17 protein-coding genes are annotated in these 18,304 nt (G+C 71.0%); 5 read left to right on the top strand and 12 right to left on the bottom strand.

Translation table 11 applies throughout. From position 1 onward, the window contains the following. Nucleotides 1-23: 23 nt before the first annotated feature. The 7 genes from galE to N865_RS07565 are packed head-to-tail and all read right to left on the bottom strand — an operon-like array spanning nucleotide 24 to nucleotide 8,560. On the bottom strand, nucleotides 24-1,049 hold the full coding sequence (gene galE, locus N865_RS07595; protein ID WP_034803633.1) for a UDP-glucose 4-epimerase GalE: 1,026 nt from the start codon (nucleotides 1,047-1,049) through the stop codon (nucleotides 24-26). Nucleotides 1,050-1,071: 22 nt separating this feature from the next. Next, a complete protein-coding gene (locus N865_RS07590; protein ID WP_034803841.1) occupies nucleotides 1,072-1,962 on the bottom strand; it encodes a M56 family metallopeptidase in 891 nt (296 codons plus the stop codon). Between the two features lie 33 nt (nucleotides 1,963-1,995). Further along, complete coding sequence (locus N865_RS07585) at nucleotides 1,996-2,496, bottom strand: BlaI/MecI/CopY family transcriptional regulator (protein ID WP_084328044.1); 501 nt, start codon at nucleotides 2,494-2,496, stop codon at nucleotides 1,996-1,998. Between the two features lie 12 nt (nucleotides 2,497-2,508). Beyond that, on the bottom strand, nucleotides 2,509-4,209 hold the full coding sequence (gene cydC / locus N865_RS07580) for a thiol reductant ABC exporter subunit CydC (protein ID WP_084328043.1): 1,701 nt from the start codon (nucleotides 4,207-4,209) through the stop codon (nucleotides 2,509-2,511). Beyond that, the gene (gene cydD, locus N865_RS07575; protein WP_084328042.1) at nucleotides 4,206-5,984 is read right to left on the bottom strand and encodes a thiol reductant ABC exporter subunit CydD; all 1,779 of its coding nucleotides are present in this window, start codon (nucleotides 5,982-5,984) and stop codon (nucleotides 4,206-4,208) included. The genes cydC and cydD overlap by 4 nt, the downstream gene beginning before the upstream one ends. Then, on the bottom strand, nucleotides 5,981-7,042 hold the full coding sequence (gene cydB / locus N865_RS07570; protein WP_034803623.1) for a cytochrome d ubiquinol oxidase subunit II: 1,062 nt from the start codon (nucleotides 7,040-7,042) through the stop codon (nucleotides 5,981-5,983). Before cydB ends, cydD begins: the two co-directional genes overlap by 4 nt. 45 nt (nucleotides 7,043-7,087) lie before the next feature. Beyond that, nucleotides 7,088-8,560 carry a cytochrome ubiquinol oxidase subunit I gene (locus N865_RS07565; protein ID WP_034803617.1) on the bottom strand — a complete coding sequence of 491 codons (1,473 nt, stop codon included), beginning with the start codon at nucleotides 8,558-8,560 and terminating at the stop codon, nucleotides 7,088-7,090. 173 nt (nucleotides 8,561-8,733) lie between these two features. Between N865_RS07565 and N865_RS07560 the strand changes: the two genes are divergently transcribed. Beyond that, on the top strand, nucleotides 8,734-9,102 hold the full coding sequence (locus N865_RS07560) for a GntR family transcriptional regulator (RefSeq protein ID WP_407636748.1): 369 nt from the start codon (nucleotides 8,734-8,736) through the stop codon (nucleotides 9,100-9,102). A gap of 90 nt (nucleotides 9,103-9,192) precedes the next feature. On the opposite strand, the gene N865_RS07555 is transcribed toward N865_RS07560, so the two are convergent. Both N865_RS07555 and paaK read right to left on the bottom strand, forming a co-directional pair. Continuing rightward, entirely contained in the window at nucleotides 9,193-9,429 is a 237-nt protein-coding gene (locus N865_RS07555; RefSeq protein ID WP_157557605.1) for a hypothetical protein, read from the bottom strand. A 177-nt stretch (nucleotides 9,430-9,606) separates the two neighbouring features. Further along, a complete protein-coding gene (paaK, locus tag N865_RS07550; protein WP_034803607.1) occupies nucleotides 9,607-10,950 on the bottom strand; it encodes a phenylacetate--CoA ligase PaaK in 1,344 nt (447 codons plus the stop codon). Nucleotides 10,951-11,125: 175 nt separating this feature from the next. Here paaK and N865_RS07545 point away from each other — a divergent pair, with 175 nt between their 5' ends. From N865_RS07545 to N865_RS07535, 3 genes are all read left to right on the top strand, one after another. Further along, a complete protein-coding gene (locus N865_RS07545) occupies nucleotides 11,126-11,962 on the top strand; it encodes a transporter substrate-binding domain-containing protein (protein WP_034803604.1) in 837 nt (278 codons plus the stop codon). A 120-nt stretch (nucleotides 11,963-12,082) separates the two neighbouring features. Next, entirely contained in the window at nucleotides 12,083-12,907 is an 825-nt protein-coding gene (locus N865_RS07540; protein WP_034803601.1) for an amino acid ABC transporter permease, read from the top strand. 1 nt (nucleotide 12,908) lies between these two features. After that, nucleotides 12,909-13,778, top strand: a complete 870-nt coding sequence (locus N865_RS07535; protein ID WP_084328040.1) for an amino acid ABC transporter ATP-binding protein — start codon at nucleotides 12,909-12,911, stop codon at nucleotides 13,776-13,778. Between the two features lie 150 nt (nucleotides 13,779-13,928). Here the strand turns inward: N865_RS07535 and N865_RS07530 are convergent, their stop codons facing one another. From N865_RS07530 to N865_RS07520, 3 genes are read right to left on the bottom strand one after another with little or no spacing between them, the layout of a single operon-like run. Beyond that, nucleotides 13,929-14,801, bottom strand: coding sequence for an amino acid ABC transporter ATP-binding protein (locus tag N865_RS07530; protein ID WP_051510321.1), 873 nt, complete (start codon nucleotides 14,799-14,801; stop codon nucleotides 13,929-13,931). Then, a complete protein-coding gene (locus N865_RS07525; RefSeq protein ID WP_034803598.1) occupies nucleotides 14,801-15,757 on the bottom strand; it encodes an amino acid ABC transporter permease in 957 nt (318 codons plus the stop codon). The genes N865_RS07530 and N865_RS07525 overlap by 1 nt, the downstream gene beginning before the upstream one ends. A 2-nt stretch (nucleotides 15,758-15,759) precedes the next feature. After that, a complete protein-coding gene (locus N865_RS07520) occupies nucleotides 15,760-16,659 on the bottom strand; it encodes an ABC transporter substrate-binding protein (protein WP_051510320.1) in 900 nt (299 codons plus the stop codon). Between the two features lie 358 nt (nucleotides 16,660-17,017). On the opposite strand from N865_RS07520, the gene N865_RS07515 reads away from it, so the two are divergent. Beyond that, nucleotides 17,018-18,304 (top strand): DEAD/DEAH box helicase (locus N865_RS07515; RefSeq protein ID WP_034803595.1); only part of this gene is annotated, 1,287 nt, incomplete at its 3' end.

The raw sequence follows: 18,304 nt of genomic DNA, 5'->3' as shown, positions 1-18,304 counted from the left end.
GCATACGTCGAGGTCGGGGTGAGTCAGGCGAAGTCGGAGTCGGGGTAGCCGTGCGGGTTGGCCTGCTGCCAGCGCCACGTGTCGACGCACATGTCGTCGATGGTCCGAGTCGCCTTCCAGCCGAGCTCGCGGTTGGCCTTGGCCGGGTCGGCGTACGACACGGCGACGTCACCGGGACGCCGCGCGACGACGCGGTGGGGCAGCTCCCGCCCGACCGCCCGCTCGAACGCGTGCAGCATCTCGAGGACGGAGGTGCCCTGACCCGTGCCGAGGTTCCACGTCGAGATCGGGTCGTCGGTGCTCGCGAGCCTCGTGAGCGCGGCGAGGTGACCGGCGGCGAGGTCCTCGACGTGGATGTAGTCGCGTTCGCACGTGCCGTCCCTCGTCGGGTAGTCGTCGCCGAAGACCTCGAGAACGGGACGGCGACCCACGGCCACCTGCGCGATGAAGGGGACGAGGTTGTTGGGGATGCCCTGCGGGTCCTCGCCGATCGTCCCGGACACGTGGGCGCCGACCGGGTTGAAGTAGCGCAGCAGCGCGATCCGCATCGAGGGGTGCGCGCCGGCGACGTCCCGCAGGATCTGCTCCTGCATGACCTTGGTCCAGCCGTAGGGGTTCGTCGCGAAGGTGCGCCGGTCCTCCGTCGCGGCCTCCTGCTCCGTGCCGTACACGGTGGCCGACGAGCTGAAGACGAGCTTCTCGACGCCGTGGCGCCGCATCGCGCGGACGAGGGAGAAGGTCGAGCCGAGGTTGTTCTCGTAGTACTCGAGCGGCTTCTCGACGCTCTCGCCGACGGCCTTGAGACCGGCGAAGTGGATGACGGCGTCGATGTGCTCGTGCGCGAAGAGGTGCTCGGTCTTGTCGACGTCGGTGAGGTCGAAGGCGTGGACCGGCAGATGGGTGCCGGTCAGGGCCTCGAGGCGGTTGACCACGGTCGGCTTGCTGTTGCCGAAGTTGTCGACGATGAGCACCTCGTGCCCTGCCGCGACGAGCTGGACGACCGTGTGCGAGCCGATGTAGCCGGCTCCTCCGCTGACGAGAACGCGCATGGCGGTCACCCTACCCAAGGGCTCAGGACGCCGTGACCCCCGTGAGCGCCCCGACAAGCAGGGCGAACGGCATGGCGACGAGCGAGAGGGCGAAGGCGTACATCCCGACGCTGACGAGCGCCGGCGGCATCCCCGCGATCCGTGCCTCGTCGTCGAGCAGGCCGAGCCGGACGCGTGCGGCCGAGGGGGCCTCGCGGATCGCCATCGTGCCGGCCGGCTTCGGACCGCCGGCCATCCGGACGATCGCCCGCCCGGTCAGGACGGCGCTCGTCTCGCGCACGGCGGCCCGGTCGGCGAGGACCTCGATGAGGAGGTTGACCTCGCGCAGCGCGGCCGACGAGCGCATGAACCGGGGGACGGCCTCGTGGACGACCGTGAAGAACTCCATCACGAGGTCGTGGCGGGCGACGAGGTGGGCCCGCTCGTGGGCGAGGACCGCGTCGAGCTCGCGGCCGGGGAGCGTGTCGATCGTCCCTTGCGTCAGGACGACGCGACGTTGGATGCCGGGGACGCAGTAGGCCGTCGGCGTCGGGTGCTCGAGGACGCGGACCTGGGTGTCACCGTGCACGGCGAGCAGGTCGACGAGCTCGCGGTGCTGGCGCCGGACGGCCCGGAGGTTCGTGCCGACCCGGTGCCCGGAGAGGAGCAGCCGCGCGGCGACGATCCCGCTGAGAAGGGCCGCGACGGCGACCGGGATGAGCTGCTCGTCGACGGGCCCACTTCCGTCGAGGAAGAGGGGGACGGCCGCCGGCGCCGCGAAGAGCGCGGCGAGGACGGCCGCGACAGCGGTCGCCTGCCAGACGACGAGGGCCGGCCTCGGCGCACGGCGGAACGCGGTGAGGCCCGCCATGACCCGGGGGACGGGCCAGGCGAGCGCGACCGCGAGGAGGATGAGCGCCGCAAGCGCTGCCACCGACACCGTGCCTTCCAGGCCTCTCAGGGTCCCTCAGGAGACCCGGTGCCGAACCGGGCTCGGGGTGTCGCCGCTGGACTCGCCGGACGACACGTGGGACGACCCGTCGGACGAGCCGTCGGAGTCCACGGCGGCGTCTGGGCGGCGGCGCTCGAGCTCGGCGAGCGCTGCGCGCAGCTCCTCGAGCTCCTGGGGCGTCGACTCGTCGAGGAAGTGGAGCAGGGCGCTGCGACGCTCGTCGCCGGCCAGCTCGCCGAGGGTGTGGTGGAGCGTCTCGGAGGTCAGCTCCTCACGGCTCGAGGCGGCGGTGTAGCGCCAGGCACGGCCGTCGCGCTGGCGGTTGACGAGGCCCTTCTTGGCCATCCGGTCGAGCACGGTCATGAGGGTCGTGTAGGCGAGGCCACGCTCGAGGCCGATCCGGTCGTGGACCTCACGGACCGTGATCCCGTCGGGGTGGCTGCGGTCGGTGGTCCAGAGCAGCTCCATGACGGCGCGCTCGAGGTCACCGAGTCGGTTGCGAGGGTTGGTGGGCATGGTGACTCCAATCTACCGGCGGGCCGGGTCGAGCGTGATCACGCGGTCGAAGAGGTCGAGCCCCTCGGGCCGGTGCGTGACCATGAGGATGGTGCGGGTGGGGTCGGCGTGCTCGGCACGCATGAGGTCGGTGATGACCGCCGTGGCGGTCGGCGGGTCGAGGTGGGCGACGGGCTCGTCGAGCAGGACGACTGGACGGCCGCTCAGCAGGGCCCGGGCGATGCCGAGCCGGGCGCGCTCACCACCGGACAGGCCCCGGCCTCCGGCGCCGAGCACCGTGTCGAGGCGGTCTGGGAGCGCCCTGATGAGCCGCGTGAGGCCGGCCCGGTCGAGTGCCTCGCGGATGTCGTCGTCGGTCGCGGAGGGCGCTGCGAGGAGCAGGTTCTGGCGCAGCGTCGTCGCGAAGACGTGTGGTTCGTCGTCGACGAGGGCGACGAGCCCGCGGACGTCGTCGAGGGGGAGCGTCGTCACGTCGGTGCCGTCCCAGAGGCAGCGGCCCGCGGTCGGGTCGAGGTGGCGGGCGATCACGGCGAGGAGGGTCGACTTGCCGCTGCCGTTGGAGCCTATGAGGGCGGTGCGCGAGCCCGGCGCGAGGACGAGGTCGATGGGCCCGACGTCCTGACGGTCGCCGGTCCACGACGCGGTGACGCCGACGAGCTCGATGTGCGGCGGACGGTCGGTCGCGAGCGTCGGGGCGGTGCCGCCCGGTCCGCGGGTCTCGCGCACCGCGGGCGTCAGCCCGAGCAGGGCCGCGATCCGCGCGGCGCTGCCCTCGGCGCGGGCGAGCGCGCGCATGGCGTCGACGAGCGGGGTGATCGCCTCGGACACGGCGACGGGGGTGAGGACGAGCAGCGCCTTGACGGGTGCGCCGACGTCGAGGTCGCGCACGACGAGCACGATGCCGGCGACGGCGGCACCGACCGCCAGCAGGAAGGCCGCCGAGGCGAGGGCCCGTCCCGCGCTGAGGCGACGGGTCGCCCGGGCGAGGTGTTCCTGGGCCCGGTCGAGCCACCCGAGCGCCGTGTCCCAGCCGCCGACGGCGCGCAGCTCGCCGGCCTGGCTGGTCGTCAGCTCACTGACGCGGGTGACCTCCGCGCGGGCGTCGAGCAGCTCGGTGAGCGAGCGGGACTCGAGGCGCAGGGCCACGACGCACGTGCCCGCCACGACCACCGCGAGGGCGAGGAGGATCCCCGCGACGGGGAGCGCGACGAGGGCGGTCAGGGCCAGGACGAGCCCGCAGGCGACGAGGGTCGAGATCACCGGCACGGTGACCCGCACCTGGGCGTCGACCTCGTCGGTGAGGTCGTCGACGACCCCGGTGAGGACGTCCGAGCGGCGTCGCCGCCCGAGCCGCGCCGGGGTCAGCGGGATGAGGGCGTCGTATGCCGCCGTGCGCCGGGCGGCGAGCGTGGCGAGGGCCGCGTCGTGGCTGGTGAGGCGTTCCCAGTAGCGGAACACGGGTCGGGCCATGCCGAAGGCGCGAACGGCCACGATCGCGGTGAGCAGGGTGAGGATCACGGGCTGCTCGGAGGCACGGACGATGAGCCACCCAGACGTCGCGGTGAGGGCCATCCCGGCCGCGGTCGCGATCCCGCCGAGGAGGCCACCGCGCACGATCCCCGCCGACGGCCGCCACACCGCGGGGGTGTGCTGGGCGGGCGCGACCGGGGCCGGCCGGTCGAGCAGGCCGGAGTCGGAGGGCGCGGGTGTCATGACGGCTCCTCGTGGGTCGTGGTGGTCTCGCCATGGGGTTCGGGGGCGGCCTCGATGGCTGGGTCGAGCGTGGCTTCCAGTGCGGCTTCCAGCGCGGGTTCGAGGGTCGGCGCGGTGGCGGCCTCGAGGGCGCCCGACTCGCCGAGGACGAGGTGGTGGTCGGCGTGCTCGAGCAGCTCGGGACGGTGTGTCACGGCGATGACGACCCGGCGTTCGGCGAGCTCGGCGATCAGCTCGCCGAGGCGGTGCGCCGACTCGTCGTCGAGGTGGGCCGTGGGCTCGTCGAGCAGGAGCACGGTCTCGGGGGAGAGCCAGGCCCGGGCCAGGGCGAGGCGCTGGCGCTGCCCGGCGGACAGGCCGAAGCCCTCGTCGCCGAGGTGAGCCCAGACCCCCTCAGGGAGGCTGGCGATGACCCCGTCGAGGCCGACCGCGCGAAGGGCCGCCCAGAGCTGCACGTCGTCGACGTCGTGGCCGATGGTCAGGGCGTCGTGGACGGTCCCTGCGGCGAGGAAGGGTCGCTGGGTCACGTAGTGCACCGCGGGCGCCTCGACGGTTCCCTCGCTCGGCCGCCGCAGCCCCGCGACGAGGTCGAGCAGGGTCGACTTGCCCGCACCGGACGGGCCGGTGACCACGGTGAGGCCCGGCCCCGCCACCAGGTCGAGGTTGCGGAGGACGGGAGCCGACCCAGCGGCATACGTGTAGGTGACCCCGTGGACCCGGACCCGCCCCTCGAGCGCCCCCTGCTGTCCTCCACCTCTCCGTGAACCGAACGCGGCGTTCGATGCCGAGATCAGCGGTATACCAGCGCGTTCGGAACCGAACGCCGCGTTCGGTGAGCTGGGGGTCTCGAGGTGGGTGAGGATCTCGTCGAGGGCGACGGCGCCGTCGGCGGCGGAGTGGAACTCGGCGCCTACGCGTCGGACCGGCCAGTAGGCCTCCGGGGCCAGGAGGATCGCGACGAGGGCAGGGCCGAGCAGCATCGAGCCCGTCGACAGGCGCAGGCCCACCGTCACGGCGACGACCGCGACCGAGATCGTCGCGAGGAGCTCGAGAGCGGCCGAGCTGAGGAAGGCGATCCGCAGGGTCTCCATCGTCGCGACCCGGTGCCGGTCGCTCACCTCGCGCACCGTCTCGACCTGGCGGCGGGCCCGGCCGTAGGCGACGAGCGTCGGCAGGCCGCGGACGACGTCGAGGAAGTGGCCCGAGAGGGAGGCGAGGGCGGCCCAGCGCCGCTCGGTCGACTCCGCCGTCGCCCTGCCGATGAGGGCGGCGAAGACCGGCAGGAGGGGCAGCGTCAGCACGACGACGAGCGCGCTCGGCCAGTCGACGACGGCGAGCGTGACGATCGCGAGGGCCGGCACGACGGCGGCGGTCACGAGCGTCGGGAGGAAGCGGGCGGCATACGGCTCGACGGTGGTCGCACCCGAGGTCGCGAGCGCGAGGGCGGCCCCGCGCTCAGGGCGCGTGTCTGCGTCGAGGGAGCCCCAGCGCCGCAGCAGCGCCGACCGGAGCTCGGTCGACACGGAGACGCCCGCCCAGGCCGAGACGGTCTCGCTGCCGGCGGCGAGACCGGCCCGGGCGACGAAGAGGGCCGCGAGCCACACCAGCGGCGTGGTGACGTCGGTGTCCTCGACGACCGCGACGACGACGGCCGACAGGGCGAACGCCGTGGCGATGGTCGCCGCCCCCGAGACGGCGCCCATCGCCCCGAGCGCGGCCACGGGCCTCCGGGCGGCGGGGGCCGCCCGGAGGAGACGCGGGTCGAAGGGCTTCATCGCGCTCCTGCGCCCGCGACCGTCTCGACGTGCACGTCCTCGGGGATGTGCTTGGTGGACAGGCGCTTGCGGAAGACCCAGTACGTCCAGCCCTGGTAGAGCAGGACGATCGGCGTGAAGATCAGGGCGACGATCGTCATGACCTTGAGGGTGTAGGGCGAGCTGGAGGCGTTCTCGACGGTGAGGTTCCAGGCCGGGTTCGTCGAGCTCGGCATGACGTTGGGGAAGAGCATGAGGAAGTACGTCGCGACCGCCATGGCGATGGTGACGGCCGTCCCGATGAAGGCCCAGCCCTCGCGCCCCTGTCGACTCGCCGCGAGCCCGCCGAGGAGCGCCACCGCGGCCACGACCGTCGTCACCCACGAGGCGAGGTTGCCGTCGGCAAGGCCGAGGACGAGGAGCAGCACGACGGCGAGGACCGCCGCGACGATGCCGGCCCGCTGCGTGATGGCCCGCGCGTCCTGGCGGATCGGGCCGTCGGTCTTGAGCGCGACGAAGATCGCGCCGTGCGTGACGAAGAGGGCGACGAAGACGAGACCGCCGAGGAGACCGACCGGGTTGAGGAGCGTGAAGAGGTTGCCGGTGTACTCCTTCGCGGCGTCGATCGGGACGCCCCGCACGACGTTGGTCAGGGCGACGCCCCAGAGGAGGGCCGGGACGAGCGAGCCCCAGAAGATCGCCTGGTCCCATCGTGCCTTCCACCGTGCCTCGGGCCGCTTGTGGCGGTACTCGAAGCCGAGGTTGCGCACGATGAGCCCGACGAGGATGAGCAGGAGCGGCAGGTAGAAGCCGCTGAACATCGTCGCGTACCAGTGCGGGAAGGCCGCGAAGGTAGCCCCGCCGGCGGTGAGGACCCAGACCTCGTTGCCGTCCCAGACCGGGCCGATCGTGTTGAGCAGGACGCGGCGGCGCTTCTCGGCGTCGGCGGCGTCGCCGGCCCAGCGCTTGCCGCCGAGCACGGGCAGGAGCATGCCGACGCCGAAGTCGAAGCCCTCGAGGACGAAGTACCCGGTCCAGAGGACGCCGAGGACGATGAACCAGAAGGTGGAGAGTTCCATTGCTGTCACAGGCCTTTCAGGGGCTCAGGTCTCAGGTCTCGGGGCTCAGTAGGCGAAGACGAGGGGTGCGTCCTCGTCCCGCTCACTCGGGTCCTGGGGCTTCTCGAACGGCTCGGCGCCGCGCCGGACGTAGGTCAGGAAGAGCTTGATCTCGACGACGGCGAGGACGCCGTAGAGGAGCGTGTAGACGACCATCGAGGTGATGACCTCACCCATCGAGACTCCCGGGGAGACACCCGTCGCCGTCGTCATGAGCCCGAAGACGAGCCACGGCTGGCGACCGACCTCGGTGAAGATCCAGCCGAAGGAGTTGGCGAGGACGGGCATGATCGGCACGAGGATCGCGGCGTAGAGCAGCCAGCGGGAGGTCGGCATGCGACGCTTGCGCGTCGCCCAGAGGACCGCCGCGGCGATCGCGGCCGCGGCCACGCCGAGGCCGATCATGATGCGGAACGACCAGTACGTCGTCGGGATGTTGGGCACGTAGTTCGTCGCCGTGTCCGTCAGGCGCGGGTTGCCGGTGGTGCCGTACGTCTGGGCGTAGGTGGCCTTGAGGTCGTTGATGCCCTTGACCTCGCCGTCGAAGGTGCCGGTCGCGAGGAAGGACAGCAGCTTGGGCACCTCGATGAGCGCGTTCGCGTGCTGTCCGTCGAGGGAGCCGACGGTGAGCACCGAGAACGGGGCTCCGACGCCCTGGGGAGAGGTCTCGTAGAGCGCCTCCGCGGCCGCCATCTTCATCGGCTGGACCTCGGTCATGACCTTGCCCTGGAAGTCGCCGCTGATGGCGACGCCGAGGCCGGCGACGAGGGTGAGGACCGCGCCGATCCGTGCCGCGCGGCGGTAGAGCGGGGCGTCCGACTGGGCGGGGTTGCGGTCGGCGTCGCGGAGGGCCTCGCGGCGCATGAGGTGGATCGAGACGCCCATGACGACGGCACCCGCGACCATGTAGGCCGAGAGGGCGACGTGCGGGAAGGTGACGAGCTGGACCTTGTTGGTCAGCACGGCGAAGAAGTCGGTCAGCTCGGCGCGGCCGGTGATCGGGTTGAAGCGGTAGCCCACCGGGTGCTGCATGAACGAGTTGGCCGCGAGGATGAAGTACCCCGACAGGAGCGTGCCGATGTGCACGATCCACATCGTCGACGCGTGGAGCTTCTCGGGCAGGCGCCCCCAGCCGAAGATCCACAGGCCGAGGAAGGTCGACTCGAGGAAGAACGCCAGCAGCGCCTCGACGGCGAGCGGCGCGCCGAAGATGTCCCCGACGAACCGGGAGTAGTCGGACCAGTTCATCCCGAACTGGAACTCCTGGACGATGCCGGTGACGAGCCCGAGCGCGAAGTTGATCGTGAAGAGCTTGCCGAAGAACTTCGCCAGCCGGAGCCAGTCGGGGTTGTGGGTCTGCACCCACCGGGTGTGGAAGAAGGCGACCACGGCGGAGAGGCCGATCGTGATCGGCACGAAGAGGAAGTGGTACACGGTCGTGATGGCGAACTGCCATCTCGCGAGGTCTGTGGCATCCATCGAGGCTCCCGACGCGGACAAGACAACTACATGACGTAGTAGACCCTACGACATGCGGTAGTAGTCGCGACAGGGAATCGCCGCCGTGACCCTCGCCACCTCGCGCCACGCGCCCGTATGCCGCCCAGCGCGCCCCCGCTCGGACCGTGCCGTGGGAGGCTGGCGGGGTGACCATCTCGTCCATCCGGGTCGACCCCGCATCGGCCGAGCCGCCCTACGAGCAGGTGCGGGCCCAGATCGCCGGGCTCATCACGTCGGGCCGCCTGCTGCCCGGTGATCGCCTGCCGACCGTGCGGGCGCTCGCCGCCGACCTCGGCCTCGCCGCGAACACCGTGGCGCGCACCTACAAGGAGCTCGAGGCCTCCGGGCTCGTCGAGACCCGGCGCCGCGCAGGCACGACCGTGGCCATGGGCGAGCACACGGCCGACGTCGCCGTGGCGGCGCTCGCCACGAAGTTCGCCGCGGCCGCCCACGAGGCCGGTCTCGACGAGGCCGCGGCGGTCGACCTCGTCCGCACGGCCCTCCGCGGGGTCCGCTCCTAGACCCGGCGACACACCGAACAACCGCAAACCTCGCCCGGCGCAGCCGTCATGGGTTGGCGACTGCTCGGTGTGTTGCGGGGGAACCTCGGCTCAGTGCACGAGGTGCAGGCGCCGGCCCAGGCTCGACAGGTGCGGGTGGCGCCGGCGGAGGCGCGCCGGTGCCGGCGCCGACTCCATGACGGCTTCGACCGTCTCGACTCGCGGGGCGCCGGGGGCCCGCTCGGTGCCCTGGGACCGCTCGATGCGCGCGGCCCGGGGTGGCACCGGCTTCGTGTGCATCCGCCACGCGCCGACCATCTGGGCTCCCTGCGGTGGGATCCTGCTCATGTCCTGCCTCCTGTCCAGGCGAGCGACGACGCCGCTCACCAGGACAGAGCCCCGGGCCAGGGCCGTTGATACGCACCCGGCGAGCCCAGCGGCATACGCCCTCGTGGCAGACGTCGGGATCTTCGGATCCGTGCGGCCTGCAGCCCGCACGGATCCGACAGCCGCGCACCCGTGGGCTCACCCCTTCGGGCGCTCGTCGACGATCCGGCGCGCCTTGCCGATCGAGCGCTCGATCGACCCCGGCTCGCGCACCTCGACCCGGCACGTCGTGCCGATGTGGGTCTTGATCGCGTGCTCGAGCCCGCGGGCGATCCCCTCCGCCTCGGCCGCACCCAGTCCGGCGAGCGGCTCGACGAGCACCGTCAGCTCGACCATCCGGCCCGGCTGGCGCAGGACGCACTGGAAGTACGGCGAGAGCCGCGTCTCCGCGAGCACGAGCTCCTCGATCTGGGTCGGGAAGACGTTGACGCCGCGGATGATCATCATGTCGTCGGTGCGGCCGGTCACCTTCTCGATCCGCCGCATCGCCGGGACCGCGGTCCCCGGCAGGAGGCGCGTCAGGTCGCGCGTGCTGTAGCGGAGGACCGGCATCGCCTCCTTCGTCAGCGAGGTGAGGACGAGCTCGCCGATCTCGCCGTCGGGCAGGACCTCCTCGGTGATCGGGTCGATGACCTCGGGGTAGAAGTGGTCCTCCCAGAGGTGCAGCCCGTCCTTGGTCGCGGCGGCCTCCTGGGCCACGCCGGGCCCCATGACCTCGGACAGGCCGTAGATGTCGACGGCGTCCATGCCGGTCCGGCGCTCGATCTCCTGGCGCATCGACTCCGTCCACGGCTCGGCGCCGAAGATCCCGACCTCGAGGCTCGTCGCCGCAGGGTCGATGCCCTCGGACTCCATCTGGTCGAGCAGGGAGAGGAAGTACGACGGCGTCACCATGATGACCCGCGGGCGGAAGTCCTGGATGAGCTGGACCTGCCGCTCGGTCATCCCGCCGCTCACCGGCACGACGGTGGCCCCGAGCCGCTCGACGCCGTAGTGGGCGCCGAGGCCCCCGGTGAAGAGGCCGTAGCCGTACGCTACGTGGACGATGTCGCCGGGCCGGCCTCCCGCGAGGCGGATCGAGCGGGCCATGAGGTCGGCCCACGTGTCGATGTCGCGCTTGGTGTACCCGACGACCGTCGGCCGACCGGTCGTCCCCGAGCTCGCGTGGACCCGCACGACCTGCTCGCGCGGGACCGCGAACATCCCGAAGGGGTAGTTGGCCCGCAGGTCCGCCTTCGACGTGAAGGGGAGCCGGGCCAGGTCCTCCAGCGAGCGGACGTCGTCGGGATGGGTGCCGAGCGCGTCGAACGCCTGCCGGTAGTGGGGCACGTTGTCGTATGCCGCTCGCACCGTCGCGCGGAGCCGCTCGAGCTGCACGTGGCGCAGCTCGTCGACGCCCATCGCCGGGATCTCCGTCCCGGGCGCGCTGCCCGTCCCGGGTCGGCCGGCGGGCATGGCAGGGGCGGGTGACTCCGTCGTCATGGGCCCATTGTGCGCACGTCCTGCGGAGTGCAGCACCTGTGGGCGCAATTATTGCGCCAGATCACGATCTGTCCCAAAGATCGGCTTCGCTCTTCCCATCCTCCGTCATCGGTGCAAAGGTCTGCGCCTACCGGCCACCGGCTGTCGATGTGGCCCACGAACGAGGAGTCGTCCCTTGAAGTCACGCACCACCCTGCGATCGATCGCCGTCGTCGCCGGCCTGAGCGCCCTCGCGCTCGCCGGCTGCAGCAGCGGTCCCGCGACGGGCGGCAGCACGCCCGCAGCCTCGGCACCCGGCGGGTCGGGCGTCTCGCTCATCAGCCCCGGCAAGCTCACGGTGTGCACGCACCTGCCGTACGCGCCCTTCCAGTCCAACGACGACTCGGGCAAGACGGTCGGGTTCGACGTCGACATGATGGACCTCGTCGCCAAGAAGCTCGGGGTCGAGCAGGCCATCGTCGACACCCCCTTCGAGGGCATCAAGTCCGGCCAGGACATGGCCACGGGCAAGTGCGACATCGCCGCGGCCGGCATGACGATCACCGACGCACGCAAGAAGGCCATCCTCTTCTCGGTCCCGTACTTCGACGCGACGCAGGCCCTGCTCGTCCCCAACGGCTCGACGGTCAAGTCGCTCGCCGACCTCAAGGGCAAGAAGCTCGGCGCCCAGTCCTCGACGACGGGTCTCGACTACGCGACGAAGAACAAGGCCGCCAACGGCTACGAGATCGTCGAGTTCCAGGACCTCGCCTCGGAGACGCAGGCGCTGCTCACCGGCCAGGTCGACGCCGCCATCAACGACCTGCCGGTCTGGAGCGAGGCCCTCAAGCAGAACCCGGGCAAGGCCATGATCGCGACCCAGTTCAACACGGGGGAGCAGTACGGCTTCGGCATGAAGCTCGGCAACGAGGCGCTCGCGAAGGTCGTCGACGATGTCATCACGACCTCCAAGACCGACGGCACCTACGACCAGCTCTTCAAGAAGTGGATCGGCGAGGTTCCGGCCAGCTGACGCACCCGCGTCACCCGCACCGTCAGCCGCACCCGCCGGCCCTGACGTGACGGGTGCCGGTCCGACGTCCCCGGGACGCGGACCGGCACCCGCCCCACCCTCCGAACGATGGAGCACCCCATGACCACCCAGACCGTCGACCGCCCCCGAACGGGCCTGAGCCGCCGGCAGCGGGCCCGCCTCGGCCGGGGCGTGCAGTACGCCATCGGCATCGCGGTCGTCGTCCTGCTCGCCGTCAAGATCGACTGGGCGACGTTCAGCGCGGCCTTCCTGCGCAGCGACATCTTGGCCCGGATGATGCCCCGCGTCATCACCGTCGGGCTCGTCAACACCCTGATCTACACCGCGCTCGCCTTCGTCTTCGGGCTGACGTTCGGCCTGCTCCTCGCGATGATGAAGCTCAGCTCGATCGGGCCCTACCGGTGGTTCGCGACCGCCTACATCGAGTTCTTCCGCGGTGTCCCGGCCCTCGTCGTCCTCTTCATGGTCGCCTACGGCATCCCCAACGCCTTCCCGGGGTTCTCGTTTCCGGGCGGGACGTACGGCATGGTCATGGTCGGGCTCGGGGTCACGGCCAGCGCCTACATGGCCGAGACGATCCGGGCCGGCATCCAGGCGGTCCCCAAGGGTCAGGTCGAGGCGGCGCGGACCCTCGGGATGAGCCACTCGCGGACCATGGCGACGATCATCCTGCCGCAGGCCTTCCGGATCATCATCCCGCCACTGACCAACGAGATCATCCTGCTCGTCAAGGACTCCTCGCTCGTCTACGTCGTCGGGGTCACGGCCGACCAGTACGAGCTGACGAAGTTCTCGCAGGACTTCCTCAACCGGACGGTCAACCCGACCCCGCTCATCGTCGGAGCGTGCTGCTACCTCGCGATCACCCTCCCGCTGTCCATGCTCGTGCGCCAGCTCGAGCGCCGCTACGCGAAGGCCCGATGAGATGACGAACCCCACACCGGCCCCCATCCCGCCCTCCACCCCGGACACCACGGCCGACGCCACGGCCGACGCCACGGCCACGCGCACGACCGCCATCTCGATCCGCAACCTCAAGAAGTCCTTCGGGTCCAACGAGGTCCTCAAGGACATCAGCCTCGAGGTCGCCACGGGTGAGGTCGTCTGCGTCATCGGACCGTCCGGCTCCGGCAAGTCGACGCTCCTGCGCTGCGTCAACCTCCTCGAGGAGCCGACGTCCGGGCAGGTCTTCGTCGGCGCCGACGAGATGACCGACCCCGACGTCGACCTCGACGGGGTCCGCCGCCGGATCGGCATGGTCTTCCAGTCCTTCAACCTGTTCCCGCACCTCACCGTGCTCGAGAACCTCACGGTCGCCCAGACGAAGGTCCTCAAGCGCTCGAGGGCCCAGGCGCGCGAGGTCGCCCGGCACAACCTCGAGCGCGTGGGCATGGCGCACAAGGAGGACGCCTACCCGGCCCAGCTCTCCGGCGGCCAGCAGCAGCGCGTCGCGATCGCCCGCTCGCTCTCGATGGACCCCGAGCTGATGCTCTTCGACGAGCCGACCTCGGCCCTCGACCCCGAGCTCGTCGGGGAGGTCCTCGCCGTCATGAAGTCCCTCGCCGCTGAGGGGATGACGATGATGATCGTCACCCACGAGATGGCGTTCGCCCGCGAGGTCGCGCACCGGGTCGTCTTCATGGACGACGGCTACGTCGTCGAGGCAGGCACGGCCGCCGACGTCATCGGCAACCCGCAGGAGGCGCGGACGCGGTCCTTCCTCCACCGGGTGCTCAACCCGATGGTCATCGACGCGAGCGAGATCACCGACGAGGGCGTCGCGGACCTCGTCTGAGACCGCGCCACGCGGCGCCGGACTCCTCCGGGCCGACCGGGCCCAGCGGCATACGAGAAGGGAGGGCGGGTGCAGGGGCACCCGCCCTCCCTCTGTCGTATGCCGCTCGCGACCGTGCGCCGTCAGGCGCACTCGGGCGTCGTGGCCCGACTAGACCGGCGCGTCCGCGTCGGTGCCAGCGGCGCGTGCGGCGTCGTCGGCCAGGCTCGTGTCGTGCTCTGAGCGCATGCGCCGCAGGAACGAGCGGGTCCGCTCGTGCTGCGGGTTGCCGAGGACCTCGGTCGGCTTGCCCTCCTCGACGACGACCCCACCGTCCATGAAGACGACCTGGTCGGCGACGTCACGGGCGAAGCCCATCTCGTGCGTGACGACGATCATCGTCATACCCGCATCGGCCAGCTCGCGCATGACCCGCAGGACCTCGCCGACGAGCTCCGGGTCGAGGGCCGACGTCGGCTCGTCGAAGAGCATCAGCTTGGGGTCCATCGCGAGCGCCCGGGCGATCGCGACACGCTGCTGCTGGCCGCCGGAGAGCTGGCCCGGGTACGCGTCCGGCTTGTCGGCGAGGCCGACCTGCGCGAGCAGGCGCCGACCCCGCTCCTGGGCCTCCTTGCGGGCGACGCCCCGGACGATGAGCGGTGCCTCGATGACGTTCTCGAGGGCCGTCTTGTGCGGGAAGAGGTTGAACCGCTGGAACACCATCCCGATGTCGCGACGCTGGGTCGCGATCTCCTTGTCGTTCAGGTGGTGCAGGTGGCCCTTGACCTCGCGGTAGCCGACGAGGTCGCCGTCAACCCAGATGCGGCCGCCATCGATCGACTCGAGCTGGTTGATGCAGCGCAGGAAGGTCGTCTTGCCCGAGCCGGACGGGCCGAGCAGGCAGACGACCTCCCCACGGTGCACGTCGAGGTCGATGCCCTTGAGGACCTCGTTGCCGTGGAAGGACTTGCTGACGTTGAGCGCGCGGACGAGAGGAACGTCCCCGCGCGTGCGTGAGAGCTCCCCTGCGGTGGTGTCGGTCATCAGGCTCCTCCCATCCCGGCCGGTCGCGCGAAGCGCTTGTCCTTGGGCGCCTTGCCGGTGAAGCCCCGGCCGAAACGCCTCTCGAGGTAGTACTGCCCGACCATGAGGACCGACCCGACGAGGAGGTACCAGGCGGTCACGGCGACGAACGACGGCATGATCTGCAGCGTCCGGGTGCCGATGGCGCGGGTCTGGTAGAAGAGCTCGGTGATGACGGGGATCGCCGACAGGAGCGAGGTGTCCTTGACCATGGCGATGGTCTCGTTGCCGGTCGGCGGGACGATGACCCGCATGGCCTGCGGCAGGACGATCCGGCGCATCGCCTGACCGCGGCTCATGCCGAGGGCCTGCGCCGCCTCGTTCTGGCCCTTGTCGACGGAGATGATCCCGGCACGCGCGATCTCCGCCATGTAGGCGGCCTCGGACAGGCCGAGGCCGATGATTCCGGCGAGGAGCGTGCTCGAGAACTGGTTGACGTCGAGCGTGAAGAACGTGAAGTCGCTCGACAGGCCCATGAGGGACGCGAGCTGCTGCCCGAACGGCACGCCGAAGTTGAGCTCGCTGTAGAGGAACCCGATGCCGCTACCGATCATCGCGAGGAGCACGAGGCGCGGGATGCCGCGGAAGAACCACGTGTAGACGAACGACACGCCCCGCAGCACGGGGTTCGTCGAGAGGCGCATGATCGCGATGATCACGCCGCCGACGACGCCGATGGCCATCGCGCCGATGGTGCCGACGATCGTGCCCTTCCACAGGCCCTCGAGGACCGGCGTCTGGTTCATGATCTGGAGGGCCGTGGAGAAGCCCCACCGCTCGTTCGTCAGGAACGAGCTGATCATCATCGCGACGAGGATGAGGATGACGGCGAGCGCCACCCACCTCCACGGGTGCGGGACCGGCCGGGCGTCGATGGCGCCCGGCCGCTCCGTGGTGTCGGGGGAGTTGACCGACATGATCAGGGGTTGAGGGCGAAGTCGTTGATGGCGCCGGCCTCGACGGAGTACTTCTTGAGCGCCGCGAGGTAGCTGCCGTCCTTGTCGGCGGCCTTGAGGGCGTCGACGATGGCGTTGGCGAAGTCGGTCTCGGCCTTGGGGATGACGTAGCCGTAGGGTGCCGAGTCGTAGATGCTGCCGAGGGCCTCGAGCTGGCCGGTCTGCTTGACGGCGTAAAGGCCGACGGGCGAGTCGGCGAGCATGGCGACGGTCTTGCCGCTGACGACGTCGGCGGTCACCTGGTCCTGGCCGTCCTGGACGATCATGTTGATCGCCGGCTTGCCGGCGTCGGTGCACTTCTTGCTGCGGGCGGTGAGGTCGTCGAGCTGGGTCGTGCCCTTCTGGACGCCGATGTTGAGCCCGCACGCGTTGTCGATGTTGACGGCCTTGGGGTTGCCCTTGGCGACGATCCACTGCGTGCCGGCCTTGTAGTAGCTGACCATGTTGACCTGCTTCTTGCGGTCAGGGTTGATCGTGAAGCTCGAGACGCCGATGTCGAACTTGCCGCCGGTCACGCCGAGGATGATCGAGTCGAAGCTGGCGGGCTGGTACTCGGCCTTGAGGCCGAACTTCGCCGCGACGGCGTTGAAGATGTCGACGTCGAAGCCCTCGACGGTCTTGCCGTCGGACGCGAGCATCTCGTTGGGGGCGTAGGTCGGGTCGATGCCGACCTTGATGACGCCGGCCGACTTGATCTTGGCGGGGACCTTCGCGGCGAGCGCCGCGTCCACCGAGCCCGTCGCGCTCGCGCCGCCGGCGGCGGACGAGGCGCCCGACGTCGTCATGGAGTTCGAGCCGCAGGCGGTGAGGGACAGGCCCGCGGCCACGAGGCCGGTCAGGGCCATCACGGGGAGACGACGCATTGAGGAGGTCCTTCCAGGTTGATGCTGAGCTGGTGCTGGAGCCGGGGCACCGCGCCTCGGCCCGTGGGGGATGTGCCGATGGTCGCACTCTTGTCTGAGCGTGGCATCACCTTCGGCGGATCGTTGGCGGATCGCGATCTTTGCCCCCGGGGGCATCGCGGGCGATTCGGGGGAATGGGGTGCGCTCCGCTACGGTTGACCACAGTGGCCCGCCCAGTTCTGCCTCGGGCCCTCTTCTCGGCCGGCTTCTCATGCCGCCTGACGTCGATTCGCTCATTGCGCCGCGAACACCCGGTTCACCGTCGAACCCCTCGCGCCGGGCAGAACGACCTTCTCCAACCTTCGGGAGTACCCACCTGTGTCCACCGACACGACCTTTGCCGCCCTCGGCGTGCCCTCCAGCCTGACGTCCGTCCTCGAGCGGGCCGGGATCACGACCCCGACCCCGATCCAGGCCGCGACGCTGCCCGACTCGATCGCAGGTCGCGACGTCCTCGGCCGCGGCCGAACCGGCTCGGGCAAGACCTACGCCTTCCTCCTTCCTCTCCTGACGCGGCTGTCGCAGTCGCCGAAGCCGCGCCAGCCGCGCCGTCCCCGCGCCCTCATCCTCGCGCCGACGCGTGAGCTCGCGACGCAGATCGACACCGCCATGGCCCCGCTCGCGAAGCCGCTCGGCCTCACGTCGCAGACGATCTTCGGCGGCGTCGGCCAGAACCCGCAGGTCCAGGGCCTGCGCGCCGGCGTCGACGTCATCGTCGCCTGCCCGGGCCGCCTCGAGGACCTCATGCAGCAGGGCCACGTCTTCCTCGACGCGATCGAGGTGACGATCATCGACGAGGCCGACCACATGGCCGACCTCGGCTTCCTTCCCGGCGTGCGCCGGATCATGGACAAGACCCCGCGCGAGGGTCAGCGACTCCTCTTCTCGGCGACGCTGGACGGCGCGATCAACGTCCTCGTCAAGCGCTTCCTGACCAACCCGGTGACGCACGAGGCGGACTCGGCCCAGTCGCCGGTGTCGACGATGAGCCACCACGTGCTGCACGTCAGCTCCGACGCGCACCTGCCGGTCATTCTCGACCTCACCGCGGCCCCCGGCCGCAAGGTCGTCTTCACCCGCACGAAGCACCGCGCCAAGAAGCTCGCCAAGCAGCTCAATGCGTCGGGAGTTCCGGCCGTGGAGCTGCACGGCAACCTCAGCCAGGGTGCGCGGACCCGCAACATGGACGACTTCCACTCGGGCCGTGCCCAGACGCTCGTCGCGACCGACATCGCCGCGCGCGGCATCCACGTCGACGACGTGGCGCTCGTCATCCACGCCGACCCGCCGGTCGAGCACAAGGCCTACCTGCACCGTTCGGGCCGCACGGCTCGCGCCGGCAACGACGGCACCGTCGTCACGATGATGCTCGACGAGCAGGTCCGTGACGTCCGCGACCTCACCCGCAAGGCCGGCATCAAGCCGACGACGACGCGCGTCGCCCCCGGCCACCCGCTCCTCGTCCAGCTCGCACCCGGTGAGCGGTCGTATGCCGGTGGGCTCGTCCGTGAGGCCGCCCCCTCGGGCGGTGGCTCGGCTCGGGGCGCCGGTGGCGGTGCGGGCCGCGGTCGAGGCCGTGGCCGGTCAGCGGCTGCCGGCTCGGGC

It is taken from the genome of Intrasporangium oryzae NRRL B-24470, from assembly GCF_000576595.1.
GTDB lineage: Bacteria > Actinomycetota > Actinomycetes > Actinomycetales > Dermatophilaceae > Intrasporangium_C > Intrasporangium_C oryzae.
Note: the sequence above shows the minus strand (reverse complement) of the source record. Positions and strands in the feature narration are given on the sequence as shown.